This is a genomic window from Polaribacter sp. Asnod1-A03, assembly GCF_045063585.1.
In the GTDB taxonomy this organism is placed as follows: domain Bacteria; phylum Bacteroidota; class Bacteroidia; order Flavobacteriales; family Flavobacteriaceae; genus Polaribacter.
Genome location: NZ_JBEFOE010000009.1, coordinates 757090 through 778409 on the forward strand (window position 1 = coordinate 757090; position 21320 = coordinate 778409).

A 21320-nucleotide genomic window follows, 5' to 3' on the forward strand; every position below is an offset into this window, starting at 1 on the left:
CATTTCTTAATCTAAAGATATAACTTTTTTTTTTATCAATAAAATACGAAACTATTGAATAATACAAATACAATTATTAAAGCAGCTAAAGAAACTATATTAATAGAAAGCAATGCTATTGCTAATTTAGCGAATTTAATTGATGTAAATTTTGAAGATGCCGTTAAATTTATTTTAAATTCTAATGGAAGAGTTGTTGTAACAGGTATTGGTAAAAGTGCAAATATTGCTACTAAAATTGTAGCAACTTTAAATTCTACAGGAACCCCTGCAATCTTTATGCATGCTGCAGATGCTATACATGGAGATTTAGGAAATGTGCAGAAAGATGATGTTGTTATCTGTTTATCTAAAAGCGGAAATACACCAGAGATTAAAGTTTTAGTTCCGTTAATTAAAAATTATGGAAATAAAATTATTGCTATTACTGGCAATATAGACTCTTTTTTAGGTGAACATGCAGACTTTACTTTAAATGCATATGTAGAAAAAGAAGCTTGTCCCAATAATTTAGCTCCAACAACAAGTACAACTGCTCAATTGGTTTTAGGTGATGCATTAGCTGTTTGTTTATTAAACCTAAGAGGTTTTACAAGTAAAGACTTTGCTAAATATCATCCAGGAGGCACATTAGGTAAACGTTTATATTTAAGAGTTGCTGATTTAGTAAAAAATAACGAAATCCCTAAAGTAGAAGAAACAGATAGCATTGCTAAAGTAATTGTAGAAATTTCTGAAAAAAGATTAGGAGTTACTGCTGTTTTAAATAGCAATAACTTAACAGGTATTATTACCGATGGAGATATTAGAAGAATGCTTTCTAAAACTACAGAGATTTCTAAATTTACAGCAAAAGATATAATGGGTAAAACTCCAAAAACTATTTTAGAAGATGCAATGGCTATAGATGCCCTACATATAATGGAGAACAATAGTATAAGCCAAATGTTAGTTATTGATAACAACAACAATTATATTGGTGTAATACATATACATGATTTAATTAAAGAAGGAATTTTCTAATGGCAGAACAACAAAAAGAAATGTCCTTTTTAGGTCATTTAGAAGAATTAAGATGGCACCTTGTAAGAAGTGTAACTGCAATTTTTATTATTGCAATTGTGCTTTTCGTATTTCAAAAACAAGTATATGAGAGTTTTTTATTAGCACATAGAAAACCAGATTTTATAACTTATCAACTATTTTGTGATTTTTTTACTTTTATAGGTGTAGATAGTGATTTTTGTAATGTTAGTTTTAAAGATAATTTAATTAGTTTAAAACCTACACAGCAATTAATGAACGCTATTTGGTCTTCGTTAATTTTAGGTATCATTTTATCTTTTCCTTATATTTTATGGGAAGCATGGCGATTTATAGCGCCTGGTTTAACAAAAAAAGAAGCTAATAAATCTAAAGGTTTTATATTTATTGCTTCCTTACTTTTTTTTATCGGAATTGCTTTTAGCTTTTATGTAATTGCCCCTATTTCTATTCATTTCTTATATAATTATCAAATTACAGATTTAATTCAGAATAACTTTACAATGGACTCTCATATAGGTCTTGTTACCAATATGTTATTAGGAATTTCAATTTTATTTGAATTACCTGTTTTAATTTATTTTTTAACTAAAATAGGTTTAGTTACACCAGAGTTTTTAAAGAAATATAGAAAACACGCTTTAGTAGTTGTATTAATTTTGGCAGCTATTATAACACCACCAGATATTGCTAGCCAAGTTATTGTAGCAATTCCTATTCTTATATTATATGAAATCAGTATTAAAGTTTCTAAGATTGTAATCAAAAAACAACAAAAAGATGCACAAAAAAGTTAAAGAATTTAACGACTACCGAGAAGAAATGAACGGTAAAATTTTAAATTCTGATAATAAAGTTATAAAAAGAATTTTTAATTTAGACACTAATACCTTTAAAGAAGGTCATTTACCAATTAAAACAAAAGAGCTTTTAGGTTTGGTTGCTTCTGCTGTTTTAAGGTGTGATGATTGTGTACAATACCATTTAGAAGCCGCAATGAAAAGTGGAGTTACTAAAGAAGAAATGATGGAAACTATGTCTATTGCTACTTTAGTTGGTGGTACAATTGTTATACCTCACTTAAGAAGAGCTGTAGAATATTGGGAAGCGTTAGAAAATAACTAACTGTTTTTAGTAGTAAAAAAAGAATGTTATGAATCTCTTAAGATTTAAAAAAACATAATTTATTACTTTTACACAACTTACAATTACACCTTTCAACAATTAAACAATTACACCATATTTTAAAATATGATTTTAAAAGCAGAAAATATAGAAAAAATCTACGGAAGTAGAAAAGTTGTTACAGGAATTTCTTTAGAAGTTCAGCAAGGTGAAATTATTGGACTTTTAGGGCCTAATGGGGCCGGTAAAACAACTTCTTTCTATATGATTGTGGGAATGATTAAACCTAATTTTGGTAAAATATTTTTAAATGATCAAGAAATTACCGAAGATGCCATGTACAAACGTGCACAAAAAGGGATTGGTTATTTAGCACAAGAAGCTTCTGTTTTTAGAAAACTTTCTGTAGAAGATAATATTATGTCTGTTTTACAATTTACAGGTTTATCAAAAAAAGAACAAAAAATAAAATTAGAGTCTTTAATTGAAGAATTTAATATTGGTCATGTTCGTAAAAACAGAGGAGATTTATTATCTGGTGGAGAAAGAAGAAGAACAGAAATTGCACGTTGTTTAGCTTCTGACCCTAAATTTATATTATTAGATGAACCTTTTGCAGGTGTAGACCCAATTGCAGTAGAAGATATACAAAATATTGTTGCTCATTTAAAAGATAGAAATATTGGTATTTTAATTACTGATCATGACGTACAAGCAACCTTAGCAATTACAGATAAAACTTATTTAATGTACCAAGGTAGTATTTTAAAAAGCGGAACGCCAGAAGAGTTAGCTGCAGATGAAATGGTAAGAAAAGTATATCTTGGTAAAGACTTTGAATTAAAAAAAAGAAAGTTTTCTTAGTCTTTTTTAGTTAAAAGAATATTTTCTTTTTTAGAAATATAAAAATAGAAACAAACGCCTTTTTCATCATTATCTCTTTTCTTTAACTCTATTTTACCACCAAGTCTGTTTATTATAGATTTTACAGTTGCTAATCCTACTCCTGTACTATTATTATTTTTAGAATCTAATGTTTCAAACATATCAAATACTTTTTTCCAGTATTTTTCTTCTATACCAGGTCCATTATCTTCATATGTAAAATAATAAAAGTCTAAATCTTCTGTATATTTTATTGTAATTTCTGATCTATCTTCATCATAAAATTTTCTAGAATTAGAAATTAAGTTCTGAAAAACTTGCACCAATCCTATACTAGAACTGTACACTTCTATATTTAAATTACTAGTGTTTAAAAATATTTTATTCTCGAAATCTATATTTTTAACAATCTTATCTAAAAGATCTTTTAATTTTACATTTTCATAAATAATATTTTCACTCGTTACTTTAGAATAGTTTAAAATTTCATTAATTAAATTATCAACATAAACAATTCTATCGGAAATTAAAGTAAGGTATTCTTCGGCTTCTGTATTTTCAAAAATAGAAATATAATCTTGCTTTAAAACATCCAATAAAAAACTAATACCGTTTATTGGCGATTTTAAATCATGAGTTAATCGACTAGCAAAATTATTTAATTGTTCGTTTAACTTAGTTACTTTTTGGTTAGATAATTCTAACTGTTTATTTTTTTTTCTAAGTTCTAAGAGAGCTACTACTTGTTTCGATAGCAATAAAAGAGATTCTCTTTGATTTTCACTTAATTCATGAGGTTTACTATCAATAACACATAAAGTTCCTAAAGGGAAACCTTCTGAAGAATTTAAAGGAGCACCTGCATAAAAAATTACATTAGGTGCATTTACAGTTAAAGGGTTATCAGAAAAGCGCTTATCTTTTCTCGCATCATTAATAACAAACAATTCATTTGGATTTAAAATACTATGAGCACAAAAAGAGACTTCTCTTGGTGTTTCTGTAGCATCTATACCATAAGTAGATTTAAACCATTGTCTATCTTCATCTACTATAGAAACAAGTGCTATAGAAGTATTACATATACTAGAAGCTATTTTTGTAATTGCGTCATATTCTTCTTCTGGTAAAGAATCTAAAATGCTATAACTTTTTAAAACTTCTAACCTTTTATCTTCGTTTTCGGGAATCTGAGGGGCTTCCATAAAATTAAGTTTTAAATAATTATTTTTTAATTAGCGATATAAGAATGTACAATATAATAATAATTGGGACAGAAAGAAAATTAAATAACAAAATTAAAATTAATGATGCTAAAAGAAAAAGGTAAACAACAATATTCTTTTTTAAAGAATAATCTTTAAATTTTAAAGAAAATAATGGTAATTCTGCATTCATTAAATAAGTTAATAATATTGTAATTACTATTAAAAAATAATTATTTGTAATTAAGTTTTGCGCAAATTCTATTGTAGAATATTCTTGTATTAGAGGTAATGAAATTACAAATAAACTCATTGCAGGTGTTGGTAAACCTATAAAGGAATCAGACTGTCTTGTATCAATATTAAATTTAGCAAGTCTATAACAAGCACCTAAAGTTAGAATTAAGCCCAAAAGTGAAATACCTAATATAGAATCTTGAAAAAAAGAATGTGGAGTATTAAATATATTCAATTGAATTAATTTCATCATTACAATTCCGGGTACTACCCCACTTGTAACCATGTCTGCCAAAGAATCTAATTGTTTCCCTAGTTCTCCAGAAACATTTAATAATCTTGCTGCAAATCCATCAAAAAAATCGAATACAATTCCTAAAACAACAAATATACCGGCACCAACAAAATTACTTTCAACAGCAAAAATAGTTGCAACTGTACCACAGAAAAGATTGCCAAGTGTTATTAAATTAGGAATGTGTTTTTTTAATGTCATTTTTTAATAATTAATTTAAAAAGCTAAAATAAGAAATCATACATTCAAGAAGAGGTTTATCAACTTTTTTTTAAGACATTTGCTATAATTACACTTTTATATGCCAGTATTAATATCTGATTTTTCTCCTTCTTTTCCTTTTAAAAATGCACATTTAAACACTATTTATAGGTCTGTTTTCACAAAAGAATCTAACAATTATTCAAGAAAAAGAATTACTACTTGGGATAACGATTTTATAGATCTAGATTTTTCTTTAGTTGGTTCTAAAATTTTGGTATTATTGATTCATGGTTTAGAAGGAAGTTCTAAATCTAACTACATAATATCAACCACTAATCATTTAAATAAAAAAGGATTAGATGCTGTTTGCTTTAATTTAAGAGGCTGTTCTGGTGATGATAATCTACTTTTAGGAACTTATCATAGTGGAAAGACAGAAGATGTAGATTTTGTAATAAATCACCTTTTAAAAAATTATAATTACGACAGTATAGTTATTTTAGGCTTTAGTTTAGGTGGTAATTTAATTTTAAAATATATTGGAGAACAAGCTGAAAAGATATCACCCAAAATTAAAGTCGGAATTGCAATTTCTGTTCCTATAGACATTGCTACTGGCGAATTAGAGTTAGAAAAATTTAAAAACAAAATATATTTAAATCGATTTCTAAAAAGTATGAAAACCAAAATTTTAGAAAAATCAGAAAAATTCCCAGAACTATATATAGACAAAGAGAAAATCTCTAAAGCAACACGTTTTAAACATTTAGAAAGTGTGTACACTGCTCCTGTTTTTGGATTTAAAAATCCAGAAGATTATTGGGCAAAAGCGAGTTCTAAACCTCATTTATCTAAAATTAAAATCCCTACTTTATTAATAAATTCTAAAGACGATACTTTTTTATCAAAAAAATGTTATCCTTTTGATGAAGCTAATAGCTCTAACAGCTTCTTTTTAGAAGTTACAAATTATGGCGGTCATTGTGGTTTTATCTCTTCTTTTGATAATTCTAAAAATAGTTGGTTAGAAGATAGAATTGAAAAATTTATAATGGAAAACATACAGAATCTAATATTGTAAACAATAACTTAAAAAAACTACTGTTATTTTAGTATGTTTTTAGATATTTGTTACTGATAATTTTTCATCAATTTGAAACACAAACTATTATTTCTTTTTTTATTTACGCCACTACTTTTAACTGCACAAGCTTTTAGAAGTTACTCTAACGAGTTTCTATCAATAGGTGTTGATGCAGCTGGTTTAGGTATGAGTAAAAGTGTTGTTGCCACAACAAATGATGTAAATTCTATTTATTGGAATCCTGCTGGATTGGTTGGTATAAAAGATTATCAAGGTTCTTTAATGCATGCTTCTTATTTTGCTGGTATCGCTAATTACAATCATGCTAGTTTTGCCATACCTATTGATAGAGAAAGTACTGTTGCTTTTTCTTTAATTCGTTTTGGAGTAGATGATATTTTAAACACTACAGAATTAATTGATAACGAAGGAAATATAGATTTTAATAGAATTCAGCTTTTTTCTTCTGTAGATTATGCTTTTAATTTTGCTTATGCTAGAAACTTAATATTTAAAGATGTTAAATTTGGAGTAAATGCAAAAATTGTAAGAAGAATTATTGGTGATTTTGCTTCTTCTTGGGGATTTGGTTTTGATGCCGGAATACAATTTGAACGTAATTCTTGGCACTTTGGATTAATGGCTAGAGATATTACGACAACTTTTAATAGTTGGGCAATTAATGAAGATGAGTTTAATAAAATTAAAGACGCCATACCTGGACAAAATGAAGACTTACCAGAAACAACCGAAATTACAAAACCGAAATTACAATTAGGTGTTGCCAAATATTGGGATATTAGTCGCTTTTTTAATTTGCTTACAGAAGTAAATGCCAATGTACGTTTTACAGAAACAAATGATATTTTTTCTTCTGAAGCTATAAGTATAGATCCTGCTATGGGATTTCAATTAGATTATGACCAAATTGTATATTTAAGAGCTGGTATTGGTAATTTTCAATATATCACTGAGTTTGATGATTCTCAATCACTTTCTATGCAACCCAATTTTGGTGTTGGTTTTAAGTATAATGGCATTAAAATAGATTATGCCTTAACTAATATTGGTAGTATTGGTAATGCTTTATATTCTAATATTTTTTCTATCACGATAGATTATCGTTTTTTTAGACCTTAAGTTTTATGAAAAAAAAAATCTTCTTATTATTTTTTATTATTTCTATTTATTTTCCACTAAAAGCACAATTACAACTCTCTAAATATGCAGAAGTGAGTATTATTACTGCAGGACCTGGAGAAGAATTATATGAAGCTTTTGGTCATTCTGCAATAAGAATTAAAGATCCTGTTTTAAATTTTGATTTAATTTACAACTATGGTATGTTCGATTTTAATCAACCTAATTTTTACACCAATTTTGCAAAAGGAAACATGGTTTATAGTTTAGCTCGTTATGATTTTAAATATTTTATTACAAGCTATAGAAGAGATAAACGTTGGTTAAAAGAACAAGTTTTAAATTTAAACAAACAAGAAAAACAAAATTTTTTCAAATTTTTAGAAAACAATGCATTACCTCAAAATAGTGAATATAGATACGATCCTTATTTTGATAATTGTGCCACCAAATTAAGAGATATTACGGAATTGATTTTGGGTAATAAAGTTTCTTTTAATTATGATAATTCAGTTGAAAATCAAACCCTAAGACAATTAACTAACAAAGAGATTCATTGGAATACTTGGGGGAGTTTTGGCTTAAACCTAATAGCAGGAACGATTTTAGACAAATCTGCTACTTATGAACAATATATGTTCTTACCAGACTACGTATATTCTTCTTTTAAAAATGCTGACTTATTTATAAAAAATCAACCAAATAAATTAATAAAGCAAGAAAAAAATCTTTTAAAATTTGAAGAAAAAAATCTCGAAATCTCAATTTTAAATCCTTTATTAGTATTCACTTTTTTCGCACTTCTAGTCTTTCTTATTACTTTTAGAGATATCAAAAAAAATAAAAGAACTAAATCTTTAGATTTTATTATATTTTTTACAACAGGTATTATTGGTGTAATTTTACTTTTCCTTTGGATATTTTCAAGTCATTCTACTGCGCCTAATAACTTTAATATCTTATGGGCATTTGCACCTAATTTAATAGCTTCTTTTGTATTACTAAAAACAAAACAATCAATATGGTTACAAAAATATTTATTGTCTTTATCGATACTTATTGTTGCAATTCCTTTCTTATGGATTTTTAAGATTCAGCAATTTCCATTAGTTATAATACCAATTTTAATACTTTTATTAATAAGGTATTTTTATCTATCTAGAAAATTATTGACCTTTAAAAAATAAAACAGTAGTAATTGTTTTTATTAAAATTTGAAAATCTAAAAAAGTACTTCTTTCCTTAATATAATATAAATCGTAACGTAATTTAATCTCTTGCTCCTCAATTGTATTGGCATAAGGGTAATTAACTTGTGCCCATCCCGTTAATCCTGGCCTAACTACATTTCTAATGGAATAAAAAGGAATTTTTTCAGTTAAATCTTTTACAAATTCTGGTCTTTCTGGTCTTGGTCCAATAATACTCATATCTCCTTTTAAAATATTATAAAACTGAGGAAGTTCATCTAACCTTGTTTTTCTTAAAAATTTACCAAAAGTAGTAATTCTACTATCATTCTTTTTTGCCCAAACAGCTCCATTAGATTCAGCATCGGTAACCATAGATCTTAACTTATAAATCTTAAAAACTTCACCATATTGTCCAACTCTTTTTTGGGTATAAAACAGCTTACCTCTATTACCCAAAAAATTACCAATTAACAAAAAAGGAATAAAACTTGTAAAAACAATAAGACCTATTACACCTAACAAAATATCAGCTATTCTTAAACCTAAAAGATAAAATCGATTACTATTATTTTTATTAAAATTAATATATTTATAAAAACTGCTACTTAAATAACCAGGTGGAATTCTTTCTATTAAATTTTCATAAAAAGTCTCATAACTAACAATATTTATTCCTTTTTCAAATAATTGAATTAATTCATTATTTATTTTTGAGATAATTTCTGGTGACAAACCTTTTAAAGAAACCACTACTTCTGTTATATGCTGTTTAGAAATTATAGAATTTAGTTTTTCCTTAGAAATGTCATGAAATCCATCAATTTTTTCTATTTTTTTATCAGTGATATAACCTCTTAAATTATGAATATTATCTTTCTTAACTTCTTTTATTAGACTTGCTATAAAATCTGATTGCCCTATAAACACAACACTTTTAAAAAATTTAGGAGAATACAATAACGACATGTACATTAATCTCCATATAAAAACAGGTAAAAAAAGAATTAACAAAAAATAGACTATTTGCAACCTATTCTCTGGTAAAGAAGGTGCTATAAAAGGTGTAAAAATGTAAAAAATAGTAGTAATAACAGCTGTTAAGCTTAAACTTCTTAATACTTTGTATCTATTATTAGATACATTTAAATCATATAATTGAAAAATTTCTCCAAATAACAAATAGTAACAAGCTAATAAAAATAGCCATTTAAAAATACGAAAGTCTAAGAAATTAATATATGTAAAACTTAAAAACTTAGAAGCAAAAACTAAAGAGAAAATTATAAATAGGATATCAAAAACCCTTAATAATATTCTCCTTTCTGATATATCATAATGTGATTTTGAATTCATTTCAGTAATTTATTAATAACATTGAACAATGTGTAATAAAAAGATCGAAAGTAAGATTTTTTTTCAACATTCTTATATAAATTCCAATTCCATTTAAGCATTTCTACTTTATTATTAGACATAGATTGACTTTGATCTCTATATTTAGCTAAGACTTTTGGTAAACCAAATGCATAACTTTCGGTTTTCAGAAGTTTTAACCACAAACCATAATCTTGTCTTTTTCTAATTTCTGGCATAAAAACCTTTCCTAAAACATCAGAATTATACATCGCTGTTAAACAACCTATTTCGTTAGAATATAACATCCTTTTATAATCTAACTTTTCTTTACAATGTATTATTTTATTTTTTGAAATTCCATTTTCATTTATAATTTCATAAGAAGTATAACTAATGTTATAATTATTAGAAATCATAAATTTTAATTGTTGCTCTAATTTTTTAGGTAACCATAAATCATCACTATCTAAAAAGGCAATAAAATTTCCTTTAGCTAAAGAAATTGCTTTGTTTCTTGCTATTGCTGCTCCTGAGTTTTTTGATAATTTAAAAAGTTTAATTCTATTATTTTTTAAAATATAGGACTCAATAATCTCGACACTATCATCATTAGAGACATCATCCACAATAATCATTTCCCAATTTTTATAAGTCTGATTTAAAACACTATTAATAGTCTGTGAAATAAATTTTTCTGAATTGTAGTTAGGCGTAATAATTGATACTAGTTTATTCATCAGTATTTTTTATATGAGATTCTATAATTTGTGGCTTACCAGATTTAGTTGCCTTTATCTCAAAAACTTCTTTAAATTCAATTTTGAAGTTAAGGTCAATTATTATATTTTGAAGTTTTTTTAATATTCTATTAAGAACTTCTACCTGAAAATTATCACCTTTAATATATTCAATAATAATGCCTAAGTTATTATACTGTATAACTTTAAATTGTTTAATTTCTTCAAAATATTCAAAAATACCTGTAAATGAATGGACTATTAATTTTCTGTTATCTGGTAAAACTACAACATCAGTATCTCTTCCTATTACTTTTTTTAATAGAGGATAATTTAATTTTCTATCTGTTGGGTATTCTTCTTTGGGTAGTTTAATTGCTAAATCACCTATTTTATATCTAATTAAAGGCATACCAGAATTATCTAATCTTGTAATCACAACGTATCCAATTTCTCCATCTAAAACTGGACGATTATTTTCGTCTAATATTTCTAAATATACTTGTGCTGAATTAATATATAAATATTCTAAGTCATACTGGCATGCTATAAGTAATCCTTCTGAAGTTCCATATGTTTCAATTATTTTTGCGTTAAAAGCTTTCTTTATATTTTTTTTGTAATGATCAAATAATTTATCTCCTAAACTTATAACCCCTTTAAATTCAACTTTAATATTTTCTTTTAAAGTAAACTCTGCAAGAACATTTAATGACGAAGCATAACCTAATAAGTAAAATTTTTTATTCTTAACTTTATTTAAAGCTTTTCGCATTTCGTTTTCCGATAATGAAAAAGCATTTATATATACTGTATTAAACAAGATATCTTTAACACCTTTTATAACCTTTCTATTTAGTGTCATTCCTGTTTGTAATAAATTTGAACCTATTTTATATCCACACCATTCCCACCATCTAGTATTACCAGCTCTAAAAGAAGACAAGTCTTCTTTATTCATATAAATATCTGTCCTATAACCTGAAGATCCACTTGTTGAAAATTTAATAAGATTATTTTTTTTTTCTGTTAAAAGGTTATCAATATTCTCATTTAATATTTCTTTTGTAAGAATAGGAAAATTCTCTAACCATAAATAAGGGTTAGATCCTTCTAATTTAACATTCTCATAAAATGATGATTTTTCACTAGCTAATTTTAATACTCTTTTTAGGCTGCTTTCCTGTACTTTTTTAATTTCTTTAAAAGATAATTCATCAATACTCCTCCAATATTTAAGACGTTTTATATAACTAGTATTTAAGATTACATCTCCTAATGGAAGGATTATTTTTTCTAAAATTTTATTATAAATCATTTTAATATTTTAAACCATTTATTTTTCACAAACTCCCATGCAAAAGTTTCTACTTTTTCTCTTGCTTTTTCTGACATTTTAGGATAATCCCCTTTTAAAACATCTAAAATTTTACTAGTCATTTTTAAAGCATCATCTTTCTCTACTAATAAACCATCAATCTCATTGTCTATTAAATATGGCATCCCTCCTACATTGGTACTTACCAAAGGTAAACCTAAGGCCATTGCCTCCATAACACTTACTGGTGTATTGTCAAAATTTGTTGTGTTTATAAAAATATCAAAATTTTCAGATTTTTTATGCCAATCCTCTTTTAAAAGAACATTTGTAAACTCTACAGAATCTTCTAATTTTAACTTAGATACTAATTGTAAACAATTTTGATAACTATCATCTACAAAAGGACCTACCATACATAGCTTAGCTTCTGGATATTCTTTTTTTAGTATATCTAAAACTTTTATAGCTAACGTAGGGTTATATATTTCTTTGAAAGCTCTTACCCAAAAAAGCTTAGGTCCTATAGATTTTCTTAACTTAAACTTATAGTCTTCTATTTCGACTACGTTTGGAATAAATATTGTTTTGTAACCTTTATCTTCAAAAGATGATTTCAAGTAATTAGAAGGTGCTATATTTTTATAAGAATTATTAAAAATTAAATCACTAAAAAACTTATTCTTAGATAATCTTTTCGGCAAATTACCTCCATGTAAAATGGAAATATATTTTAACTTAAAAATTCTTGATAATTGTGAAATAATAAGTGCGTAATAAAAATTTATTGTACTAAAAGTATCTATTAAAACATAATCTATTTTGTTCCTATTTTTCAACAAAGAAAAACACATTGCAATTAACCTTAATAACTTATTTGTTTTATCTGATGAAACAATTACAGAATAACCTTCACCTTTTAACAGATTTGATAGTACTATAATAGTTGAATTGTATTTTGTTTTTTTTGTTAAATTATTTCCAATATATAAAATTCTTCTATTCATATTTATCATTTTCTGTTATTCTAATTAAGCTTAAACTATAAGCAAATGCAGGAAAGGCGATTCTCATTGCAGTATGATTAATTGTTAAAAACCAAAATATAAAAAAAGCAGTTAAAAATGCTCTTTGATAATTATTACTAATATATATATTCTCTAAAGACAGTATTAATAATATAATTAAGGCTATAATTCCCATCAAGCCATGTTCTTCAATTAATCTACCAAGTTCATTATGAGATGCAGCTGTAATTTTTTGATTACTTTCCATCCTCTTAAACCTCCCATTTCCCACACCAATACCAAAAAATGGTGACTCCAAAAAACTTTCTAATTGAGTATTAATAATATCACCCCTTCCTGCGGATATATCATCTTTTTCAACTCCTGCAGCATTTTTATTAGCATATCTGTTTGCTATCATTCCTCCAGTTATATTTGAAGTGTATAACCAAATTCCTAAAAACAATAAAAAAGTAACAAAAATATATTTAGTAATCTTCGCTAAGGTTATTTTTTTATATAAAAACATATAAAATGCAAATAAAATAAATGCAATTGCTGCTGTAAATAAACCTCCTCTTGAAAAAGTTAGTAGACATCTATAAGTAAAATAAATTAAGAAAAAAGCATCTATTATAATAAATCTGGCTAATTTCACTTTAATAAGAAAAAAAACAGCTAAAATAAAGGCTCCAAAGCCAAGAATAGTAGCTACTTGGTTGGGGCCAAAACCTCCTGATGTTTTAAAGTTAGAAGCAGTTCCAAAAACCATTTCTTCTAAATTTGGTGTTCTAAAATAAAGATAACTTATAATTGAAAAAATTGGTAATAAACTTATAAAGAGTAGTTCTTTTAATTGACTTACTTTAATTGTTCTTTTATAACAGTATAAAGCAAAAACTCCTAAAGCTATTGGTCCGCTCAAATTAAAAGCTACAGCATTTCTTATTGACTCTCCAGGTGGTACTTCTGTAAATATAATTCCTAGTAGTAATAAAAAAACATAAAATAATATAGAAACAGAAGACTTATGTTTTATAGGCCCCATAATAAGACCTAATAAAGTAAAAATAATCAGGCCATATTTACCTGTTTCATAGACTAAAAGTCCACCTGACATTCTTATAAAAACTTCTGTTCCTACTATATATCCAGCAAAATATAACGCTTCTTCGTTTTTATTTTTATTTCTATATATTAAAAATATTCCTCCTATTATCGTTATAAGGGTATAAAGTTTAGAAATAGGTATATAAATTACCAAAACTCCTAAAAGTATATGAATACAAATAAATAAAAATTTATTTTTAAAAACTGTACTTATCATTCGTTTAAGTAGACCTTTTTAATTTTATTAATAAATTTTTTTTCGGAAAAAAAATCATTTATGTTTTTATTTAAAATTGTAGATATTTCATTTCTTAATTCTAAGTTTTCAATTAATTCAATCATATGAGTTGCAAAAAAATCACTATTCTCAGCAACAACAATTGCCTTGTTATGATTAATTACTTTTTTACATTCTCCAACATCTGTAACCAATACTGGTAAATTAGCCAAACCATACTCCAACAGCGATACTGGCAAACCCTCTGATTTAGATGACAACACACCTATATTAGATTGATTAAGAATATTTTTTATATCTAAACAAACATCATAAAAAAAAACACTTCCCGTCAGGTTTCCTTTTTTCACAAAAGTTCTAATTTTTTTTGAATATTTATTTTCATGAATTTTACCAATTAAATGTAATGTATATTCTGGATATTTTTTATTAATAATTTTAAAAGCTTCTAATAAATTTAAATGATCTTTTTGTTCTCTAAAAGCAGCTAAATGCACTATTCTCTTACCATAAATTCCTTTTAAATTTGTAATGCTTTCTGTGTTAGTAAATACAGCAAAATTATTTAAAAAATCCACCCTTTTACAATTTAAACTTTTTTCTGCCCATTTTTTTAAATCTGAATTTACAGAAACAATAGAATGAAAAAAATAGGAACAAATATTTAAAGGAAATAATTCTCTAGAATCTAAATCTTGACTTTTTCCATAATGATCATGCCAAACTATAGAAACTTTAGGATAAAATAATTTAATACAAAAAGCAAAAAAATAAGAAGATGCATGTGCATGAATTATATTTATACTATTTTTATTTATATATACAATAAACCTATAAATTGCAAAAAAATCTATAGTCCTTTTTTTTTTCAAAAATAAATAATTATTCTTTTTACTTATATTATTTTTCAACTCCCCTTCTTCTCTTGTTACACAAATATGAGAGTTCTCCCCAGCCTTTGATAATCCATTAGCAATATTTACAGCCAACACTTCTGCACCTCCTGCATTTAAAGAATCTATAACTTGAATAACTCCTTTGATCTTACTCATTTATCAAACTTTTAATTTCTATTTCAAATTTATCTAAAGTATAATTCTGAGACCAATTTTGAGCATTTAAAACCTTTTTTTGATACATACTATTATCATTTAAATAAATTTCTATTTCTTTAACAACTTCTTCTATTTTTGTATTAGCTTTTAATACGCTACCACGAGTATTATTACCTAACATATAATTAACACAAGAAACATTTGAAGAAATTGGTAAACATTTCCAAAACATTGCTTCTGCAACTACTTTTGGCCAACCTTCTGATTTAGAAACAAATACAAGAAAATGAGAATCTTTATATGCTTTTTTTACTCCTTCTTTATTTACATTTCCATGCAAATAAATATTATTTTCTAATTCATGTAATTTTATATAATCTTCTATATCATCTCTCATTACTCCATCACCATACATATTTAAAGAAACATTATATCCTTTTTTAATCAATTCATATGCAGTTTTTACACTTAACAAAGGTTGTTTACTAACAGTTAAACCTCCAACATAAATTAACTTAACTTGTTTTAATAAATCTTTTATAGCAATTTCTTCAATTTCTTTTTTATAGTAACTTGCAGTAAAAAAAGGAAGAATGTTTTTAGTTTGATTAGGCCAATCTCCATACACCAAAACCTTCATTTTTTTTGTTAGAAAAGTATTCCCTAATAACCATTTTTGAAATCTATAGGTAGCAGGCTGAATACTTTTAGGGTCCCAATTACCTGCATATTTTGCCGTTTTATTTTTAGAAGGAAATAATATCTGGACTAAACACCCTAACAAACCAACATTACCAGGACAACGAAGATGGATATGATCTACTTCTTTCATTACCTTATAAATTGACATACATATTTTAGGAATTACTAAAAGGGAATTTAATAAATTTTTAATTGAAGTAATATTAAAGTTAGGAATTTCTACTACTTTTATATTTGAATGACTATAGGATGATTCTATATTTTCAACTTTATCTTTAGAAACAGGTGCTAAAATAATGATTTCGTCGATATATTTCCCCCACAAGTTCATTTCTCTAACATAAGGTTCATAAGCAAAAATTTTCTGTTTACTTTGTTTATGAATTGCATGGGTTATAATACAAAATTTCATTTCTTTTTTTAGGTTTATAAAGACAATAATAATTATTTTACAAAAAGTTAAAATTACCTAGCTATAATAGATTTATAAAAAGTTATATTTTTAGTTAAAATTTCTTCAGGAGAAAATCTATTTAAAATATCTTTTCTAGCTTCAATTGATATAGATTTTGCTTTATCATTATTTTTTAGTAGTGAAATGATTTTTCTTGCAATATCTTTAGAAGAATATGGATCTACTAAAACGCCTGTTACATTATCTAAAATTAACTCTCTACCTGGACCAATATTACTAGCTACAACAGTTTTGCCTTTAGCTAATCCTTCTAACCATGCTATTGGCATAGCTTCCATATGAGATGGAAAAACACATAAATGTGCTTCATCAATATAATTTGCAACAGTTTTATGAGGTACAGCACCTACAAACTCTACATTAACATTTAAATCTTCTGGAATAATTGTTTTTAAATAAGAAACATAAGATAAGCCTTTTCTAGAAATCCAATCTCTACCAACTATTTTTAAATGAACATCATTAAATTCTTTTTTAATAATTGTTAATGATTCAACCAATTGTTTTATACCTTTTTTTTCACAAATTGTACCTACAAATAGTAATTGATTTTTTTTTATTAATGCTAATGGATTCGGTTTGAACTCCTGAGTATTAACTGTATTATAAATAGTCCTAAATGGAAAATCTATTTTTAAATGTTTTTGTGTTTGATTACCAACATAATTACTTACTGACACAAAAAAATCCGATTTTTTAAAAGACCTCTTTTCTTGAAAACCTCTCCATAATGCAGGTTTTTTACCTAATTCTATAGCAAAAAAATGATGTCCTCCATGTAAACGAATCATTTTTTTGTAAGTCGTAACTTTAGGAAAAAAAGCAAAATTTAGCTCACTACCTTCTACAACATCAACTTTAAGTAATTTATCTATCTCTTTTATTTTTGATAAAATACGTTTTGTATTTTGATGAAACTTACCGAATTTCCATTTAGATTTAGCTAATCTATATATTTCAATATCTTTATCTTTTTCATATTCATATTTATATGTATTATTAATTCCTATCACAGATACTTTTACGTTTTTAGAAATTAAACCATGTCCTAAAAACTGAACGAAAGAACCTATTCCACCACCATTTAATCCTTTTTTAGGATATTCATTTGTTAAAAATACAATATGAAGTTTTTTATCCATTCAACAATTCTTTTAAAACATTATTAATTTTTATTTGATCTTGGTTTGCTATAATATTTAACCACTTTTTAGAGTCTATTATTATTTCTGATGAGTTATTTAAGCTTTCTGAAATACAATCTAAAATATCTTTTTTATTATTTAACCAAAAAACTGCTTTTAACCCATTCATACTCCTGAAATGCTGATATTTATATATTTTTTTTACAGACCAACTTTTATTTGAAGGTATATCATAATTTATATATATGGCTGGCTTGCCAAAAACAGAAAAGTCATGTGCCATTGTAGAGCCTAAATTTATAACTACATCACAATATTTAACAGTATTAACTAATAACTTAATATCATTAAATTTGGGATAAATAAGTGTAAAATTGTTTTCTTTAGACTTATCAAAACTCCATATTGGTGGAGCAGTCTTTATTATATTTGAATATTTATCAATTATACTGTCATATCTGCCAGATAAATCAACAGGACAACGTCTAAATAAAATTTGATATTGACTTTCTTTTGGCATAGTAGCTATAGCATCTGCTATATTTTCTAAGTAAATAGGGTCATTAGGAGATGTTAAAACATCGTCTCCAGAAAAACATATTGTTTTTTTTAAAATATCTAAATTATATCTTTTAAAAAAATCTTCTTTATTTACAATTAAATTTTCATTAGAATAGAATTCAAATTGAGGAGTTCCTATTACTTTAACTTGCTCTTCTTTTATTTCTGGATATAGTAGATTAAGTTCTTTTTTCATTAAATTAGACCACACAAAATAATAATTATATCTAGAAATAAGTCTTGCTTTAGGAACATTATCCCAAGAATAAATAACTGTTGATGTCTTAATATTTAATTTTTTACTAATTTCTATAACAGGAGATGTTAAAGGTGATCTTTGATGAAGGTTTAAAACTAAATCAGGGTTAAAACTAAGTAAAGTTTCTTCTATAAATAGATTATTTTTATTCTTTAAAATTTCTTTTTCATATAAACCATCATATTTTCTAATTAACCTATAAGATTTAGATAAAAAACAACCTAATATCTCTGCTAAAATATATAAAAATTTCTTTTTTACACCTTTTTTATTAGGCGACCAAAAATCTAATATTGTTTTATTATTAAGAGTTTTTTTATTTCTTAAAAGTCTAGCATATGCTAAACTTTCTCTTAAAAGTCTAGCTTTTATATTTTCAATAAAATTTGGAATTTCTTTAAAATTATGAATTTCTGGTTTATGAATTTTAACCTCATTTATAGCCGATTCTGATAATTTATGATAAATTAAAACTTCATTGTTCTCTTTTATTAAATTACTTGTAAAACTTGAAAACAAATAATTACGAACACCAACACCATCAGGAACTAATATAATAATTCTCATACTAACATTTTAAATCTTTTTTTGAATCTATATCCAGACTATGTTTTTTAGACATTTCAAAATGTATTGTCTTTTGAGTTAACAACCTACCTTCTTTTAAAAACTCACTTACCTTTACAATATATATAGCTCCATTTGCTCTATACGTTTCTGGTAATTCTTGTCTCGGAAAAAAAGGAAAACTATTATTAATTATCCCTTCTAAAAAACCTTTTTCATTTATCTTAAAACTTTTATAAGGATGATGTTCTAATTTACAAACACTGATTAATGAAGTAGCTTCCGTATTTGAAATTTTTTTTAAAGCTGTATCAATATCTTTAAAGGTTCTTAAAGGTGAGGTTGGTTGCAAAAGAATTAAATAATCATACTTTACTCCATTTAAACTTTCTAAAACATGTGTTAAAACAGGTTCTGTTTTAGAGGTATCTTGCGCTAATTCTAGAGGTCTTTTTAGAGCTAAAACGTTTTTATTTTTTTGAGCTTCATTTAAAATTTCATCATCATCTGAAGAAACAATAATATCTGTAATATATTTTGATTCTAAAGCTGCTTCAATAGTCCATTGCATTAAAGGTTTTCCAGAATAATTAACTAAATTTTTTCTAGGAATTCCTTTAGAACCTCCTCTTGCTGGTATAATTGCAATAACTTTCATTTATAAATCTTGAAATTGTTTTTGACAGTTTACTTGCCAAATTACATCTGACATTAACAAATGTAAGAAAAGCTCATTACTATTCCCTTCTCCAAATTCAGTTACATCAATAATTTCCTGCTTTTTAGATTGAATATTATTTATTACTGATAAAATTTTATTAGAATTATAAGCCACATTTATAATAGAATTTGCTTGTCCTCTGTTATGCTGCCTCGTTCCTATATCTATTGAAGGTACTTTATAATAAGGTGCTTCCCGAATACCTGCACTAGAATTACCAATGATAAATTTAGTTTCTTTTAATAATCTTAAAAAATACTCAAAGCGTAAAGAAGGATAAATTTTAAATCTAATATTATTTTCTAAACGTTTATATTCTTCTAAAATCTCACCTGTTCCTAAATCGTTATTAGGATAGATGACAACATAATTCTCATCAGATTTTAATAAAGCATCTACTAAAGCCTTAACGCTATCTTTTATATTTTTATGATCTGTAGTAACAGGATGAAACATTACAATAGCATACGCATCAAAAGGAATTTCGTAATATTCTTTTACCTTTTCTAGATTTGGTAAATTAGAAGGATTCATTAAATCTAAATCAGGTGAACCAATCACATAAATAGAACTTTCTAATTCTCCCATTTGTATTAATCTCTTTTTGGCTTCTTCATTGGAAACTAAATGTAAGTGAGATAATTTACTTACAGAATGACGAATAAGTTCGTCTATGGTACCAGAAATTTCACCTCCCTCAATATGTGATACTAAAATATTGTTCAAACTCCCCACTATTGCTCCTGCCAAAGCTTCTACTCGATCACCATGAATAACAATTAAATCTGGTTTTTGATTTGCGATATATTCTGAAAATCCAGTTACAGTTTTGGCTAAGGTTCGATCCATAAACTCAGCGCCAACATGGTTTTGAAAAGTATGAATATTTTTGAATCCACTTTTATAAATTTCATTTACAGTTGAACCATATTTCTCATCCAAATGCATTCCAGTTGCAAATATTTGAACGTCAAAATTTGAATTCTCTTGTGTAATTTTTATTAAGGACTTTAATTTACCAAAATCTGCACGAGTTCCTGTTAGAAATACTATTTTTTTAAATGACAAATTACTTAATTTTATTTGATATTAAATCCCTTTTATTTGTAATTATTGTATTTGATACTATATCAGAAGTTATTAAACAGTGAGCTCCAATAATTACATTATCCTCTATCTTTAGACCTCCTATGATTGAAGAATTACAGTACATTTTAACATTATTATGTATTTTATTTCCATTGCCTTCACCATTTTTTTTATGTCCAATAGTACAACCTTGATGAATTATAAATCCTTTTCCGATTTTATTTCTACTACCAATTACAATTCCCGATCCATGAACAATATAAAAGCCTACATCAATATTATTATTAAAATAAATCTCACAAGAACATAACTCTTTTAATAACCAATGAATTTGCGGTTTTAAAATTTCTAATTTATTCGAATGTATTTCATTTCCTAGACGAAATAGAAAAACAGCTAATTCATTACTATTATTTTGTATTCTTTCTTTAACATTTATATTCGTTAATTCTGGAAAATGATATTGAATATCTTTAACTGTATTATTAAATGCTGATTTAATAATTTCTACAGGTATATTTTTGCTATTATATACTTTTTTTAATAAAAATTCAACAAAATCTATCAT

General features: G+C 25.8%; 21 protein-coding genes. 7 read left to right on the forward strand and 14 right to left on the reverse strand.

Going from position 1 to position 21320, the window contains the following annotated elements:
- Positions 1-54 precede the first annotated feature (54 nt).
- The 4 genes from ACJJVY_RS03825 to lptB all read left to right on the forward strand — a co-directional run bounded on the left by ACJJVY_RS03825 (position 55) and on the right by lptB (position 3033).
- Positions 55-1023, forward strand: a complete 969-nt coding sequence (locus ACJJVY_RS03825) for an SIS domain-containing protein (protein WP_405605342.1) — start codon at positions 55-57, stop codon at positions 1021-1023.
- Complete coding sequence (gene tatC, locus ACJJVY_RS03830) at positions 1023-1841, forward strand: twin-arginine translocase subunit TatC (protein ID WP_405605344.1); 819 nt, start codon at positions 1023-1025, stop codon at positions 1839-1841. The genes ACJJVY_RS03825 and tatC overlap by 1 nt, the downstream gene beginning before the upstream one ends.
- Positions 1825-2169 carry a carboxymuconolactone decarboxylase family protein gene (locus ACJJVY_RS03835; protein WP_405605346.1) on the forward strand — a complete coding sequence of 115 codons (345 nt, stop codon included), beginning with the start codon at positions 1825-1827 and terminating at the stop codon, positions 2167-2169. Before tatC ends, ACJJVY_RS03835 begins: the two co-directional genes overlap by 17 nt.
- 126 nt (positions 2170-2295) lie before the next feature.
- Entirely contained in the window at positions 2296-3033 is a 738-nt protein-coding gene (gene lptB, locus ACJJVY_RS03840) for an LPS export ABC transporter ATP-binding protein (RefSeq protein WP_405605348.1), read from the forward strand.
- On the opposite strand, the gene ACJJVY_RS03845 is transcribed toward lptB, so the two are convergent.
- Both ACJJVY_RS03845 and ACJJVY_RS03850 read right to left on the reverse strand, forming a co-directional pair.
- Positions 3030-4259, reverse strand: coding sequence for an ATP-binding protein (locus tag ACJJVY_RS03845; RefSeq protein WP_405605350.1), 1230 nt, complete (start codon positions 4257-4259; stop codon positions 3030-3032). The two genes, lptB and ACJJVY_RS03845, sit on opposite strands and share 4 nt — an antisense overlap.
- Positions 4260-4278: 19 nt before the next feature.
- On the reverse strand, positions 4279-4992 hold the full coding sequence (locus ACJJVY_RS03850; protein WP_405605352.1) for a CDP-alcohol phosphatidyltransferase family protein: 714 nt from the start codon (positions 4990-4992) through the stop codon (positions 4279-4281).
- Between the two features lie 100 nt (positions 4993-5092).
- Between ACJJVY_RS03850 and ACJJVY_RS03855 the strand changes: the two genes are divergently transcribed.
- The 3 genes from ACJJVY_RS03855 (at position 5093) to ACJJVY_RS03865 (ending at position 8406) form a co-directional block, all read left to right on the forward strand.
- Positions 5093-6076: a YheT family hydrolase gene (locus ACJJVY_RS03855; protein WP_405605354.1), complete on the forward strand. Its 984-nt coding sequence runs from the start codon at positions 5093-5095 to the stop codon at positions 6074-6076.
- Between the two features lie 72 nt (positions 6077-6148).
- Positions 6149-7219 (forward strand): PorV/PorQ family protein, encoded by a 1071-nt coding sequence (locus tag ACJJVY_RS03860; RefSeq protein ID WP_405605356.1) that lies wholly within the window; start codon positions 6149-6151, stop codon positions 7217-7219.
- Between the two features lie 5 nt (positions 7220-7224).
- On the forward strand, positions 7225-8406 hold the full coding sequence (locus ACJJVY_RS03865; RefSeq protein ID WP_405605358.1) for a DUF4105 domain-containing protein: 1182 nt from the start codon (positions 7225-7227) through the stop codon (positions 8404-8406).
- On the opposite strand, the gene ACJJVY_RS03870 is transcribed toward ACJJVY_RS03865, so the two are convergent.
- Genes ACJJVY_RS03870 through ACJJVY_RS03925 form a run of 12 tightly spaced genes read right to left on the reverse strand, consistent with a single transcriptional unit; the run spans position 8386 to position 21320 of the window.
- Positions 8386-9765, reverse strand: coding sequence for a sugar transferase (locus tag ACJJVY_RS03870; RefSeq protein WP_405605360.1), 1380 nt, complete (start codon positions 9763-9765; stop codon positions 8386-8388). The genes ACJJVY_RS03865 and ACJJVY_RS03870 overlap by 21 nt on opposite strands.
- The gene (locus ACJJVY_RS03875) at positions 9762-10505 is read right to left on the reverse strand and encodes a glycosyltransferase family 2 protein (RefSeq protein WP_405605362.1); all 744 of its coding nucleotides are present in this window, start codon (positions 10503-10505) and stop codon (positions 9762-9764) included. The genes ACJJVY_RS03870 and ACJJVY_RS03875 overlap by 4 nt, the downstream gene beginning before the upstream one ends.
- On the reverse strand, positions 10498-11823 hold the full coding sequence (locus tag ACJJVY_RS03880) for a hypothetical protein (protein WP_405605364.1): 1326 nt from the start codon (positions 11821-11823) through the stop codon (positions 10498-10500). Before ACJJVY_RS03880 ends, ACJJVY_RS03875 begins: the two co-directional genes overlap by 8 nt.
- A complete protein-coding gene (locus ACJJVY_RS03885) occupies positions 11820-12830 on the reverse strand; it encodes a glycosyltransferase family 4 protein (RefSeq protein WP_405605366.1) in 1011 nt (336 codons plus the stop codon). Before ACJJVY_RS03885 ends, ACJJVY_RS03880 begins: the two co-directional genes overlap by 4 nt.
- Entirely contained in the window at positions 12823-14157 is a 1335-nt protein-coding gene (locus ACJJVY_RS03890) for an O-antigen ligase family protein (RefSeq protein ID WP_405605368.1), read from the reverse strand. Before ACJJVY_RS03890 ends, ACJJVY_RS03885 begins: the two co-directional genes overlap by 8 nt.
- On the reverse strand, positions 14154-15230 hold the full coding sequence (locus ACJJVY_RS03895) for a glycosyltransferase (protein WP_405605370.1): 1077 nt from the start codon (positions 15228-15230) through the stop codon (positions 14154-14156). Before ACJJVY_RS03895 ends, ACJJVY_RS03890 begins: the two co-directional genes overlap by 4 nt.
- Positions 15223-16347: a glycosyltransferase gene (locus ACJJVY_RS03900; RefSeq protein WP_405605372.1), complete on the reverse strand. Its 1125-nt coding sequence runs from the start codon at positions 16345-16347 to the stop codon at positions 15223-15225. Before ACJJVY_RS03900 ends, ACJJVY_RS03895 begins: the two co-directional genes overlap by 8 nt.
- 53 nt (positions 16348-16400) lie before the next feature.
- Positions 16401-17552: a glycosyltransferase family 4 protein gene (locus ACJJVY_RS03905; protein ID WP_405605374.1), complete on the reverse strand. Its 1152-nt coding sequence runs from the start codon at positions 17550-17552 to the stop codon at positions 16401-16403.
- Positions 17545-18942 carry a hypothetical protein gene (locus ACJJVY_RS03910; RefSeq protein WP_405605376.1) on the reverse strand — a complete coding sequence of 466 codons (1398 nt, stop codon included), beginning with the start codon at positions 18940-18942 and terminating at the stop codon, positions 17545-17547. Before ACJJVY_RS03910 ends, ACJJVY_RS03905 begins: the two co-directional genes overlap by 8 nt.
- 1 nt (position 18943) lies before the next feature.
- Positions 18944-19600 (reverse strand): cytidylyltransferase domain-containing protein, encoded by a 657-nt coding sequence (locus tag ACJJVY_RS03915; RefSeq protein WP_405605378.1) that lies wholly within the window; start codon positions 19598-19600, stop codon positions 18944-18946.
- The gene (neuC, locus tag ACJJVY_RS03920; RefSeq protein WP_405605380.1) at positions 19601-20731 is read right to left on the reverse strand and encodes a UDP-N-acetylglucosamine 2-epimerase; all 1131 of its coding nucleotides are present in this window, start codon (positions 20729-20731) and stop codon (positions 19601-19603) included.
- Position 20732: 1 nt separating this feature from the next.
- The gene (locus ACJJVY_RS03925; RefSeq protein ID WP_405605382.1) at positions 20733-21320 is read right to left on the reverse strand and encodes a hypothetical protein; all 588 of its coding nucleotides are present in this window, start codon (positions 21318-21320) and stop codon (positions 20733-20735) included.